Source organism: Pseudalkalibacillus sp. JSM 102089 (assembly GCF_041366475.1).
Taxonomy (GTDB): Bacteria; Bacillota; Bacilli; order Bacillales; family Guptibacillaceae; genus Guptibacillus; species Guptibacillus hwajinpoensis_B.
Genome location: NZ_JBEWYW010000004.1, coordinates 283641 through 296986, shown reverse-complemented (window position 1 = coordinate 296986; position 13346 = coordinate 283641). Strand labels below are relative to the sequence as shown.

Sequence of the window (13346 nt, the reverse complement as noted above, 5' to 3'; positions counted from 1 at the left end):
CGGTCAACCCCCTCCTACAAAGTGGACAAGTTCAATTTTCATTCCTTCTTTTACTTCTGTATCGATCCATTCCGAGCGATCAATAATTGTTCCATTAACTTCAGTGACAACCAACCCTTCTTGCAAGCCAAAATGAGTAACAACTTCTTTCAATGTTGCCACTTCTAAATCATGCTGCTCTCCATTAACTAGTAATGTCACTTGGGAATCACCTCTTTTTGAATGGATTGAATAAATGCTTCGCACGTGCCTTTAATATCGGCACTACCAACTACTTCACTAATGACACATACTCTAGAAGCACCTGAATGGAGGACGTCCGAAACATTATGCAATTTGATGCCGCCGATGGCTACAAACGGAATAGATATTTCTGCTGCAACTTCTTTGAGATAGTCAGTTGTTACTGGATCAACAACATCGCTTTTGCTATTTGTGGGAAAGACTGGCCCAGCCCCAATGTAATCAGCACCACGCTGCTCTGCTTCACGCGCTTCTTCTATTCGATGTGTGGAGATACCTATGATCTTATTAGGTCCAACAATCTTCCTTGCTACCTCTAAAGGTAAATCATCCTGACCGAGATGAATGCCATCAGCATCAACGGCTAGCGCAATATCAATGTGATCATTCACAATAAAAGGAACTTCATATTTTTGTGTTAGCTCCTTTAATCTCAAAGCTTTTTCTAGTACAACCTTTTTAGAATTCGTCTTATCACGCAATTGAATAATATCAGTACCACCTTGTATCGCTTGCTCCATTACCTCAACTAGGTCTCGATCAGGGTGGAATTCTTCCCCTGTAATGACGTATAATTTAAAATCCTTCATTATTTACCTCCTCTAATACTTTTAACCTTAAGCCTATGTTAACGAGCTTTGTTGATTTTCGGCTCAATTACGCTCTGTGATAACCAATCGCTTCGAGCTAAAAATCGAGAATCAAGAGTATAAGCTACCACCGTAAACGCTTAAAAACGATTAACATAAAACACACTAAAAAACCCCATTCCGCGTAAGGAATGGGGGTAGTAATACGTAATCAATACTGCTACCGACTTCCCTACGCTGGTATCAACCAGATCAGGTTCAAGGGTAAAAGAAATGACGGTTTCTTTTTCTCAGCCTTCCCTTACATGAAGGCACCCCTAGTCTTTGGAATTATGAAATTAAGTTTATTATGACAAAGAAGTGATTAAAAAACAAGCCACTAACCTACATATACAGAGAAGAAAGGAAAATCCCTAATGTATCTTGGTAAATAGTGTTGAAATCAGAAGTAGGCAAAGGACTTTCCCCTTTTCCAATTTCTACGGTAAAACCCGGTCTTCTAAAGTCTTGAATAAACCAATCCTTGTATCCAGCGAAACTATCAACATAGCGAACTGCTCGATAACCGCTCAGTCGCGAAAATTCTCTCACCAAGATTTCTGACTCAGGAGGTTCAAGTCCTTCGAAACCCCAAAAGATCACTTCACCTTGAGAATGAAATGCTAGCGCACGATCAAATTTCTTTCTTCTCGTCAGGTCTGCGATCGCTATTGCTTCTGGCTCTGTAAGCGGTGCTTTTCCCGGGTAATTTCTTGGAGAAGGTTTTGTTGGTTTTCGTTCAGCTTCTATTTCCCATTTAGCAGGATACTGATTGTTTAAATCAACTCCCCTAATGTTCGCCTTCCATCTGTTAAATTGTTCACTTCCATTATTAATTTGATCCGCCAATGAGCGGTAAGGTTCTTCTTCAGGTAATCCATTAATGACAAGATCCACTCCATCTGGGTTTACCATGGGTACAAGAGAGAGAGAAGTCGTTTCATATAGAGATGGGAGGTAAACACCGCTCAATCTCTGACTATTCGTCAATTCACGAGAATAATCATCTACAAATTTCATAATGAGAGTTGAGGTTAACCATTCATTAGCATGAAATGCTCCATTCATATGAACTTTTTTCTTTCCTGTTCCCACTACTAGTTCTGGGATTGGCTTTTCCATGACAGATTCGCCAATGATGGATCGTTTAATAAATGGATAAACAGCAAGTATTTTTCGAATATCATTAACAAGGGTTTGATAATCGTAATTTTGATTTGGGTTAATGAGTGACCACGTTACACGAATCGGTATATTCACTTTTTCTCCTGGTTGTAACGAAAAAGGATTCGAATCGTTTAGCAAAAGAACACCATCTAGGGGTGTTCCGTACCATCCTGCTATTTTCCATAATGTATCTCCTGGCTTAATGGTATAACTTTTCGTGACAAACCCAGGGATCTGAATTTGTTCTCCGACTATAAGTTGATCAGGATTCTCAAGATTATTACTATCTAATATTAATTGAAGTGGAATTTGAAACACTCGGCTATATTTCCAAAGGCTATCCCCACTCTTCACCCTAATTTTCATGTCATACCCTCCCACATTTCATATCCTTCTTACAATGATATGAAATAATGAGTGATGCATATGCTACATAATTAGGACATATTAGCCTTATTGCTCGCCTCAGAAAAAGTTCACTACAATACAAAAACCCCACCTAATATCCAAGGTGGGGTTTGCATCTTTCATGCTATTTTTCTATTTCTGTATCCTCTTGTTGCTCATCATGCTTGCCTAAGAAACGTAGAAGGTCTCCATAAACGATTTTATCTGAGTAGGCAAGATCAGTTTTTGCCTTCTCCATGTATGGTTCACAGGCTGATTTATCCGTTTCTTCTCCTGTTTCTTTGTCATAACAGACACTTTTAGTGTATAGATTATTTTCAGTAATGAAGCTTCCATCGCGAAGGATAGTGAAATTATCCTGTTCTTTTGCAAAAAGATCGTTACCAAATTTAATCATATCCTTCGTATCAATACCAAGCAGGTGCATAATTGTCGGCTTCAAATCAATTTGACCACCGACCTGTTCCATCACTTCCCCTTCTTGGCCAGGAATATGAACAACGAGCGGAACTTTTTGAAGCTCCGTGGATTCAAATGGTGTGATTTCTTTGCCTAAGAATTCTCCCATAGCTTTGTTATGGTTCTCAGAAATTCCATAGTGATCACCGTACATGACGAAGATCGAATCTTCATAAAGTCCTTCTTCTTTCATTCGCTCAAAGAATTTCTTTAGAGCTTCATCTTGATATCGAACCGTAGTGAAATATCTGTTAACAGTTCCATCATCTGAAGTCCACTCTGGAATATATTCATCCTCTGATTCAAGTGTAAAAGGAAAGTGGTTTGTTAATGTAATGTATTTAGCATAGTAAGGTTCCGGTAGCGTTTCTAAATATTTAATGGATTGATCAAAGAAATATTCATCTTTCAATCCCCATCCGATTGAATTATCAGGCGTTACTGTAAAATCATTAATGTCATAGAACTTATCGTATTTAAGGGAGTCATACATAACGTCACGGTTCCAGAAGCTTTTGTTATTCGCATGGAAGACAGCGTTATAGTATCCATTCTCACTTAATATTTCTGGTGATGCATTGTATTCGTTCCCTGAATGGGTAAAGAATACAGCTCCACTTGGAAGTCCATATAATGAATTCTCAAGAATAAATTCGGAGTCAGAAGTTTTACCCTGAGCTGTTTGATGATAGAAATTCGGGAAATAATAACTTTCATCTATAAGATCATTTAAGAAAGGCGTAATTTCTTCTCCATCCACTTCTTCATTCACTACAAAACTCTGTGTGGATTCTAACGATACAAGGATGATGTTTTTCCCTTCAGCTTCACCAAACATTTCAGGATCTGGCTCAACGTGGTTAGCTTTTACATAGTTTTCAATATCTACGATCTCACTGCCATCCGCAAATGCTCGCTGTGCTTTTGCTTTGGACTGAAGAACAGCGTCATAAACGTGGTAGTTATAAGTACCAATATATTTTATGAGCATTTCACGATCAAACGTACGAGTTAAAAGCTGCGGGCGTTCTGTTTCTGCAAGCCCAACATTAACAGCAAAAAGAGCTATAGCGCTAGCAAATACAATAGCAATTTCTTTCTTCTTAACCGTGTACGCCTTCGTTTTTCTTACGAAAAGGAAAACTGCCAGAATAATGATATCTACAAAGAGCAAGAAATCAAAACCGCTTACAAGTTCAGCAATACTATTACCAAGCTCCCCCATATTATTCGTTTGAAACAACAATGGTATTGTTATAAAATCAGTAAATTCACGGTAGTATACGACGTTTGCAAATAGGATAAATGAGCCAATAAAATTAATGACCAGTAGTACTCTGTTGCGATACTTTGGTGAGGCAAATAGGGCAAAACCGAGGAATAGCAATACAGAACTAATTGGGTTTAGCAGTAATATAAACCCTTCCATTTTATTTTCAGGTTCAATGTTGAAAGCAAATTCGTACACCAAATACGTTTTTAACCACAGCATAAAGGCTACGATTAGGAAAAAAGAATACTTATTTTGTAGCTTTTTCATGTTTTCTTAGTACCTCCTTAGTTGAATATAAGGAAAAGCTACCATTACTTTCTACGACCATACATAATCGCTATGATAGTATGTTTTCGAAATTTAATCAACTAACTTTTGTCCTTATTTTAGTATTTCTTTCACAATTATTTTGATTCTGAGCTTCCTGTCTGTTAGTAATAACGAATGAAATGGACAAAAAGTTTCATTTGGGCAATTTTTTTACAAAAAAAAAGAAAAGATCGAACTTAACTGATCTTTTCTTCCCTTGTTATAGCAGGCTGAAACATGAAAAACCAGGACTATTTCATCAATTTCGTTTTTACGAGCCACGCTCCTCCTATTACGCCAGCATCATTGCCGAGTGTGGCAATTGCAAAATCCGCACCTTTTCTAACTCTTGGCAATGCATATTTTTCAAATTGTTTTTTTAAGGGGGTAAGAAGCGCTTCGCCTGCTTTTGATACGCCCCCACCTATTACAATTTTAGAAGGATTCAAAGAATTAGCCAGGTTGGCAATCGCAAGTCCTAGATGGAAAGTTACATTATTCACTACTTCAACAGCATATGGATCCTGGGCCTCAGCGCCTTCAAAAATATCACGAGAAGTAATTTCACTCTTTTCTTGATAAATATGATATAGGACACTGTCCTGATGTGACATAAGTTTTTCCATCGCAATACGAACAACACCAGTCGCTGAGGCTACTGTTTCAAGGCAGCCTGTTTTGCCACAATTGCATTGCGCTCCACCATCAGGGATGGATGTAATATGACCTATTTCCCCCGCCATGCCATTCGTTCCATGAATGATTGTTCCATTCGTAATAATGCCTCCGCCTACTCCAGTCCCTAGCGTGACGCATAGTAAATCACGTGCTCCATCCCCTGCGCCACGCCACATTTCACCAAGAGCAGCAATGTTCGCATCGTTATCAATAATAACTGGTAACCCTGTTTCAACTTCAAGCTTGTCTTTTAAAGGAAAGTCTCGCCATCCAATGTTTACTGCGTGGTAAATAAATCCTGAATCCATTTCAATGAAACCTGGAGCTCCCATACCGATACCAGAAAACTTCTTTCTGCTAACATTCATTTCTTCCATCTTATCATCAATAGCACGAGCTATGTGAGTTGTGATATGACGACCAGCTTCCGATTTATCAGTAGGAATTTCCCATTTACTAATAATTTCACCATAAAAATCAAGGAATGAAAGCTTGATAGTTGTTCCACCTAAATCAACACCAATGAGCCATTTTTCTTCTTTCATCTTAATCCACCTTTCGCAAGTAACACTCTATTTCAGAGGAAAACCTTTCTTTTCAAGAAATTTCTTCATATACGTTCGAACAGGGGTCGCTAATTTATGTGCCATCATAGAAGTCCATCCTGCTGATCGTTGACCTCCCGTTCGATTCGTGTAGTAACCTGAAATAACTTCATCATATTCGTTTAATCCTTCTTTAAATGCATTTGCATCATGCTCATATTCATCAATATGATAGATGTTATTTAGAGGTAATCGTGGTTTTACATCTGGATCCTGATCGGGATATCCAACACAAAGTCCAAATAAAGGAATAACAAATTGAGGAAGATTCAATACTTCACTCACTTTTTCAAGGTCGTTCCGAATGCCACCAATATAGCAAATACCTAGTCCCATTGACTCTGCTGCTATGCTGGCGTTTTGTGCAGCAAGCGCTGCATCTATTAATCCTACCATGAACTTTTCAGTTGTTTGCGTCGTTTCCGTTACATCTGTCCCATGCATTTCAGCTGTTGCATGGTGGCGATTGAAATCTGCACAAAAAACAAAGAAGTGACCATTCTTTTCAACATAACTTTGCCCACCAGCTAATTCAGCAAGCTGCTTTTTCTTTTCTTTATCTTCCACACCAATGATCGAATAAGCTTGTATGTAGCTTGAAGTTGAAGCGGATTGCGCTGCTTTTACTAACGTATGAATTTGCTCTTCCGTTAATGGATTATCTTTAAATGCTCTAATTGAGCGGTGAGCAAGCATCGTTTCAATTGTCTGATTCATGTTTTGTCCCTCTCCTTGCTAATTTCATTTCTTATGATCATTCTGGCGACGAGGTAATCCTCATTCTCGAGAATTTTCATATCGTATAACTCTTGGATCTCGCCTTCCATTAGTTCCAGGTCTCCAAGTCGAGTTCCAGTATAAACAATCATGCCATATTGCTTTAAAAGCTGCTGTATATCATAAAATGTTTTCATTATCTTCACCATTGTTCATTATAGCAATCCCTAGCGCCAAAAAAAATAATTACGCACAAAAAGACCACATCCCATTTAAGAAATGTAGTCTCTTCTTTACATTTTGTAAATAAGCCATTGATATTGGTCGATATTAACGATCTGGATCTTTAGGATGTAATACCGTCGGCCTGCGATTTTTAAGTGGCATAGGTGATCTGAAAATAACATCTCGAAATGCTCGATAAGAAAACGGAATAAACGGCCATAGATAAGGAATATGAAACGATTTTGTACGAATTAAAAGCATTATCCATAGTGTAAATCCTCCAACAAATCCAATTACGCCAAAAGCTGCGGTCAAAACGAGCAGTAAGAGACGAAAAAGTCGATTGGCAAGACTTAATTCATAGGATGGTGTTGCGAATGTCCCCATTGCTGCAAGGGCCAAATATAAAATGACCTCATTAATAAACAGTCCTACCTCTACTGCTACTTGTCCAATCAAGATGGCCGATACAAGACCAAGCGCAGTCGCAAGGGAGGTTGGAGTATGAATGGTTGCCATCCTGAGTATATCAATCCCTATTTCTATAAGTAAAAATTGAACGAACAGAGGCAATGTCCCGTTTTGATCTACCCCAATAAACTGCATATTTGAACCTAGTAACCGTGGGTTTGTAGCAAATAAATACCATAGCGGCAAAATGAAAATTCCGATCCAAACGGCTATAAAACGAACAAGTCTCAAATATCCGCCAACAAGCGGCTTTTGCCTGTACTCTTCAGCATGTTGCAGATGATGCCAGAAAGTAGTAGGTGTAATAAGCACACTGGGCGATCCATCTACAAAAATCAATACGTGACCTTCATAAAGGTGAATAGCTGCTGTATCGGGACGCTCTGTGTACCTCACAAGAGGATAAGGATTTAAATGTCTTCCACAAATAAACTCTTCAATCGTCTTTTCGCCCATCGGTAAGCCATCTGTATCAATGTTACTAACAGAATCCTTAATTCTATTTACGATTTCAGGATCAGCAATATCTTCAATATAACTAATACAAATGTCTGTTTTGGACCTTCTACCTACTTGCATATATTCCATTCTTAACGTTTTATCTCTCACTCTTCTTCTCGTTAGTGATGTATTGAATACGATTGTTTCTACAAAGCCATCTCTCGCGCCCCTTGTTACACGCTCCAAATCTGGTTCCTGTGGTCCTCTGACCGGGTACGTTCTTGCATCGATCATAATAACTTCGCTCATACCTTCTACAATAAGGGCAGTTGGACCAGCAAGCACTAAATCCATTACAACATCAAGATCCTTTTGTCGATCAATTTCAACGTATGGGATATGTACTTTCATGAGCTTCTCAAGTGGATCAGGATCAAGTTGGGAAGGTTCAAGTCTTGATAGTAACTTCATAAGATAGTGAAGAATATCATCTTTGACAAAGCCATCGATTAAAAACATCGCCATTTTTCTACCTGCGTAATCAAGATCTAACTGAATAACATCAAAACTTTTCCCAACACCTAATTCCTTATGAAGGAAATCGATATTTTCCTCAAATGAACGACTAACGGGATGAATGATCTTTTTTTGAGACATAGTTCCCCCTCCTCCTTTCCATCATTCACCATTCTTACATTATGCATACCTCATTGGAAAATTGGGCATAGAAAAACCAGCCTTTTAAGAAAGGCTGGTTTTCTCATTCAATCGATCATTTCCGATAAGAGGTACTGATAAATTAAATGTGCTGTATGAAGCATTGAATCCTGATGTGTTCGCTCATATGCGTGGGAAGCATCAATACCAGGACCAATAAGCGCATGACGAACATCCACTCCTGCCCGAATGGCAGCTGATGCATCTGACCCATAATAAGGATAAATGTCGAGTTTATACTCAATCTTATTTTCCTCTGCAAGCTTCACAAGATGTTTACGTAAGCGATAATGATATGGACCGCTTGAATCTTTGGCACAGATCGAAACCGTATATTCATCAGAAGTTTGTCCATCTCCAAGTGCTCCCATATCCACAGCTATGTATTCGATGGTTTGATCAGGGATATTGGAATTACCACCATAACCAATTTCTTCATTATTCGAAATTAGAAAATGCGTCGTATGTGGAAGCCTGATGTTGTTTTCTTTTAGTTTCTTAATGTTTGCAAGAAGAAGAGCTACACTAGCTTTATCATCCAAATGGCGTGATTTGATAAATCCAGAATCGGTAATTTGGACACGAGGGTCAAAAGAAATAAAGTCACCAACACTCACTCCCAATTTCATGACATCTTCAGGATTAGAGACACGCTCATCAAGACGCACTTCCATGTTCTGTTCGTCTCGTTTGACCTCCCCGTTGTTTTTATAAACATGAACAGAGGTTTGGTGTAAAAGAATCGTTCCAGTAAAACGCTTGCCATCTCCGGTGATAATCTCACAGTACTCACCTTCAATTGCATTAAATCGAAAACCACCAATTAAAGATAAGCGCAGGCGACCATCACTCTTAATTTCTTTCACCATCGCTCCCAATGTATCAACATGAGCTGTTAACATCCGTTGACGCGACGAATCTGACCCTTCAATAGTAGCAATGAGTCCACCCTTATTATTTCGTTTAGTCTCTACTCCAAGCTCTTGCATTCTCCCCTCAACCCAACTAATGACTTCATCAGTGTAACCAGATGGGCTTGGAATACTAACTAATTCTTTCGTAGTTTGTAGAAGTTCTTCTGCATGAAATAAATCACTCATTGATTTCATCCTCTCAAATTGAATTAATTGGAAAAGCAAACGAATCCTTCTTCATATTTCAGTTAACTATCACATACATATGATGACAAGCTTACTCATTTGGAGGTATCGGGATGATCAAAAGAATTCACTACGTTATCATGCTAGGTATGATTGGTTTTTTTGCGCTCATCCTTGTTAACACTAGTAGTAATCCTGTTAGGGAATCATTTACGTATTTCCCACCTGATCCAGACGTCACATTTGATTCAGCAAGTACATCTCTTACTATTCTAACGCAGGACGATGAAGATGAATACACATTGGATTGGAAGACAGAATCAAGTCTTTCTGAAGTGGCTTACCTTCGTCAAGATTTATCATTTCTCTATGAAGAAGGTCGCCTGATTGATTCAATGTCAATTTGGAAAGAAAATACGGCTACACTTCGTCAAAAAAAAGAATCTACAAGTGAAGATAGCGGACATTATGAAGCGATTACCTACCATTATGGAGAAATCCATTACCCTAATGATGTCATTAAAAGTGCCCAGCAATTGAGTTATGACCAACTTTACGTCATTGACTCTCCGATGACACCACTTGAATCTTTTAAAGAGGCTTCAAGTGAAGAAGAAAAAGAGTGGCAATACATTCTCGATCATGCCATGGATCAACAAGCCCAGTTGGTTTTCAAAGCTATGGTAACAGAATATAATCTTCATCCTGAAGACTATTATATTTTCCCGCTAACCTCGTTAGATCAATATCAACAGCGAACGCTCCCAGGACTATCTCAGAAACAGACTGCTGATACGATCGGAGGTATTTGGGAAGGTCTATACAAAAACTATTTCCTTGGCATAATTCCTCCAAATGGCCCGACAGAATCACCTATTGGCAGTACAATTCCAATCATATTGCTTCATAAACATTCACCATATTTACTCATCCTATTCCAAACGAAAAGTGGAAAGAACATTGAGCTTATTCAATACCTTAACGAGCCTATATTAGAGCCACAAGATACTGAAGAATAAAGAAAGTATTAATTGATTAATACTTTCTTCAGTTCCTCATAAGTCAATATTTCTGGAATATCTTTCCGAATTGAGTGGTCAACAGCTTCATTCCTGGAATTAAAATATATTGCATCAAAGCCTGCTTCTATAGCAGGCTTAATGTCATGATCCCATGTATCCCCTATGTAAAGATAATGCCCCATACTTCCAAGAACATATTGAAATATGTCAACGTCTGGCTTTTCAATCCCTACAGTTTCTGAAATGTAAATATTCTCACGAGGGATCCATTGAAGCAATTGAAGAGCTTTAATTTTTGCTAGCTGTGTTTCCTGCCCACCATTTGTAATAATGCCTAGCTCTATTCCACTATCCCTCAAAGTAGATAGAATAGAGGAAACCCCGTCATATAATTCAGCGAAGGAGGCAACTTTAGATTGATATTCTCTTTGGAACTCTAACGCTTCCTCCTCAGAGCAAGTTAAGTTAAAATAGTCATTCGTTTTACAAAATCGCTTCACCTGGTACCGTTCTCTTGACCATCTACCTTCTTCATAGGCATTCCAATATTGATCGCAATTAGATTTGAATACATTAAACCACTGCTCAACTGAAACAGATGTACTTTTATTTAGCAACATTTTTTCTGCACAATACAAAATGGTTTTTTTAAAGGCCTTTTCATGATCATAAAGAGTGTTATCTAAATCAAAGTAGATGTGTGTCCACTTCATATAAAGCTCCCCCAGTCTCCGGTTAATCAAACGATTCCTGATTGTCTTCCCCCCTATTCTAACCTTTTCAATTTTTAGAAGAAAGCTTTGTTAACTTATATTGTTGATTCTCGACTTTTGCCTCATTCGAGTGGTCATCACAGAACATAAATGAGCCAAAATCAACTGCGCGCATTAACATACCCTAGAACAAAGAAAAACCTCCACCGGTGAGGTAGAGGTTAAGATAGAAAAGAGCTAAAAAGTTTGTTACGTAAACCTGGAAATTTCAACGAATTTCCGACGACAAAGCGCCTTATCACCGCGACGCCTAGCAGCCCATTTAATAATCGGTATCGGTATTCATACAACACGACTACTAAAGATAATAGAACAAGAACCTTCGTTATTTTCATCATTCTCCTCCTGAAACTGTACTATATCTCTACTGTTTGCAGGTAATGACGTTTTTATCCATGATTCACAGAGGTGTCTTCACCTAATTTCTTATTATTCCAATAGCCCAAAATCACAGTAAATAATGGTGATAGCCATAGAAAGACTGCAAACGGAAGATAGCTTAACACCGATACCCCTAACGTTTCTGCAAAAAAGGCTCCCGATACTCCCCATGGAATTAATGGATTAATGAGCGTCCCAGCGTCTTCTAATGTACGGGAAAGATATTTCCGATCCACGCCTGCTTTATCATAAAACGGCTCAAACGTTTGACCAGGAAGAAGAATTGACAAATACTGCTCACCTGTTAACAAATTCACTCCAATTGCAGATGTGGCTGTTGCAGAAATTAAATGACCTCGCTTATTTAGAAGCTTTGTTAATCCACTCATGAGGGATTGAATGATTCCCATCACTTGCAGAACGCCACCAAGTGCTAATGCTAAAATAATCAGTGAGACGCTCCACATCATTGATTGAAGGCCACCTCTATTTACGATTCCATTTACAAGTTCACTTGATGTATCACTCGCAAAACCATTCTGCATTGTTCCAAGAATTGAACCAGCTGAATACACGCCTTGCGTTAACATTGATACGATAATTCCCGCAAGAAGCCCAGCAAACAAAGTGACTAGGACAGGTACTCTTCTTACAGCAAGAACGAGCACGATAACAGGAGGAATTAATGTCCAGAACGATATATTAAACTCACTTTGCAAAACCGACATAGCTTTGTTCAAATCCTCCGGGTTAACGGAAGTAGATAAATTTTTACTCATCATAAAAAAGAAGATCACTGCTACGACAATGGCTGGAATCGTAGTCTGTGTCATATGTCGAATATGAGTGAACAGATCTACTTTTGCAACAGCAGGAGCAAAGTTGGTCGTATCAGAGAGAGGAGACATTTTGTCTCCGAAGCATGCACCTGAAATAACAGCTCCAGCCGCCAAAGCCGGGTTAACACCCATTGCTGCTCCTATTCCCATCATCGCTACGCCAATGGTACCGATTGTAGTAAATGAACTGCCTGTAAAGCTTGAAACGATAATGGTCACGATCAATGCACTGATGAGAAACCACTCAGGCTGGATGAACTGAAGCCCTCCATATAACAATGTTGGCACCGTACCACTCTGCATCCATACGGCGATCATCATTCCTACTACAAAAAGAATGAGAATTGGCTTTAAGCCCGTAGTTATACTCTGCAGTAAAGCCTTCTCTATTTCTTCCCACTTCATACCAAGAATTAATCCCAAAATCCCCATTCCTACTACGCCACCAAGAAGAGGAATATGTGGTTCTACCTTTAAGCCAATAATACTAAACAACATCCAGCTCATTAATAGCGCAATCACAACAAGCGCTATTGGAAATGATATTTTTTTCATTTTCTCTCTCTCCCTTGATCTATGTTCTCTCACCGATTAGTTTTGCTCTATCTGTATTTTTCCATTAAAAAAAGCCCTTCAATAATTGAAGGGACGAAATTTTTTTCGCGATACCACCCTTATTGACAGTAATAACTGCCCACTTATATCCTCAATATCGGGAGGATCACCCGTACCTAGCTCCTCAAATGTAATTTCACTCCTAGACGCCCTAGTTTTCACCAACCACCAGGTCTCTTCGACTGCTTATCTAGAGAAGCTACTTTTTCTGAATCTTCGCTTTTGTACTTTTATGCTTTTGTGCGTTTAAGTAACATCGTTATTCTATAATTGA

General features: G+C 38.7%; 13 protein-coding genes, 1 riboswitch and 1 other annotated feature. Of the genes, 1 reads left to right on the top strand and 12 read right to left on the bottom strand.

Going from position 1 to position 13346, the window contains the following annotated elements; translation table 11 throughout:
- Window positions 1–3: 3 nt before the first annotated feature.
- From thiS to ABVF21_RS12120, 9 genes are all read right to left on the bottom strand, one after another.
- Window positions 4–201 (bottom strand): sulfur carrier protein ThiS, encoded by a 198-nt coding sequence (gene thiS / locus ABVF21_RS12160; RefSeq protein WP_194222156.1) that lies wholly within the window; start codon window positions 199–201, stop codon window positions 4–6.
- On the bottom strand, window positions 198–833 hold the full coding sequence (thiE, locus tag ABVF21_RS12155) for a thiamine phosphate synthase (protein WP_283153989.1): 636 nt from the start codon (window positions 831–833) through the stop codon (window positions 198–200). The genes thiS and thiE overlap by 4 nt, the downstream gene beginning before the upstream one ends.
- Window positions 834–1045: 212 nt before the next feature.
- Window positions 1046–1162, bottom strand: a riboswitch (TPP riboswitch).
- Between the two features lie 55 nt (window positions 1163–1217).
- Window positions 1218–2405, bottom strand: a complete 1188-nt coding sequence (locus tag ABVF21_RS12150) for a M14 family metallopeptidase (protein ID WP_371018258.1) — start codon at window positions 2403–2405, stop codon at window positions 1218–1220.
- A gap of 166 nt (window positions 2406–2571) precedes the next feature.
- Window positions 2572–4446, bottom strand: coding sequence for an LTA synthase family protein (locus ABVF21_RS12145; RefSeq protein WP_371018257.1), 1875 nt, complete (start codon window positions 4444–4446; stop codon window positions 2572–2574).
- Between the two features lie 293 nt (window positions 4447–4739).
- The gene (locus tag ABVF21_RS12140) at window positions 4740–5711 is read right to left on the bottom strand and encodes an ROK family glucokinase (protein WP_371018256.1); all 972 of its coding nucleotides are present in this window, start codon (window positions 5709–5711) and stop codon (window positions 4740–4742) included.
- A 27-nt stretch (window positions 5712–5738) separates the two neighbouring features.
- Window positions 5739–6488, bottom strand: a complete 750-nt coding sequence (gene nfsA / locus ABVF21_RS12135) for an oxygen-insensitive NADPH nitroreductase (protein WP_303530632.1) — start codon at window positions 6486–6488, stop codon at window positions 5739–5741.
- Window positions 6485–6685 carry a YqgQ family protein gene (locus tag ABVF21_RS12130; RefSeq protein ID WP_303530630.1) on the bottom strand — a complete coding sequence of 67 codons (201 nt, stop codon included), beginning with the start codon at window positions 6683–6685 and terminating at the stop codon, window positions 6485–6487. Before ABVF21_RS12130 ends, nfsA begins: the two co-directional genes overlap by 4 nt.
- Window positions 6686–6818: 133 nt before the next feature.
- Complete coding sequence (locus ABVF21_RS12125; protein ID WP_303530628.1) at window positions 6819–8282, bottom strand: spore germination protein; 1464 nt, start codon at window positions 8280–8282, stop codon at window positions 6819–6821.
- Window positions 8283–8389: 107 nt separating this feature from the next.
- On the bottom strand, window positions 8390–9442 hold the full coding sequence (locus ABVF21_RS12120; RefSeq protein ID WP_303530627.1) for a M42 family metallopeptidase: 1053 nt from the start codon (window positions 9440–9442) through the stop codon (window positions 8390–8392).
- Window positions 9443–9555: 113 nt separating this feature from the next.
- On the opposite strand from ABVF21_RS12120, the gene ABVF21_RS12115 reads away from it, so the two are divergent.
- On the top strand, window positions 9556–10461 hold the full coding sequence (locus ABVF21_RS12115) for a hypothetical protein (RefSeq protein ID WP_303530626.1): 906 nt from the start codon (window positions 9556–9558) through the stop codon (window positions 10459–10461).
- An 8-nt stretch (window positions 10462–10469) separates the two neighbouring features.
- Here the strand turns inward: ABVF21_RS12115 and ABVF21_RS12110 are convergent, their stop codons facing one another.
- The 3 genes from ABVF21_RS12110 to nhaC all read right to left on the bottom strand — a co-directional run bounded on the left by ABVF21_RS12110 (window position 10470) and on the right by nhaC (window position 13012).
- Window positions 10470–11177: an HAD family hydrolase gene (locus tag ABVF21_RS12110; protein ID WP_303530625.1), complete on the bottom strand. Its 708-nt coding sequence runs from the start codon at window positions 11175–11177 to the stop codon at window positions 10470–10472.
- A 221-nt stretch (window positions 11178–11398) separates the two neighbouring features.
- Window positions 11399–11572, bottom strand: coding sequence for a hypothetical protein (locus ABVF21_RS12105; protein WP_194222167.1), 174 nt, complete (start codon window positions 11570–11572; stop codon window positions 11399–11401).
- Between the two features lie 54 nt (window positions 11573–11626).
- Window positions 11627–13012, bottom strand: coding sequence for a Na+/H+ antiporter NhaC (nhaC, locus tag ABVF21_RS12100; RefSeq protein ID WP_303530624.1), 1386 nt, complete (start codon window positions 13010–13012; stop codon window positions 11627–11629).
- An 86-nt stretch (window positions 13013–13098) separates the two neighbouring features.
- Window positions 13099–13298: a binding site (T-box leader), on the bottom strand.
- Window positions 13299–13346: the final 48 nt, after the last annotated feature.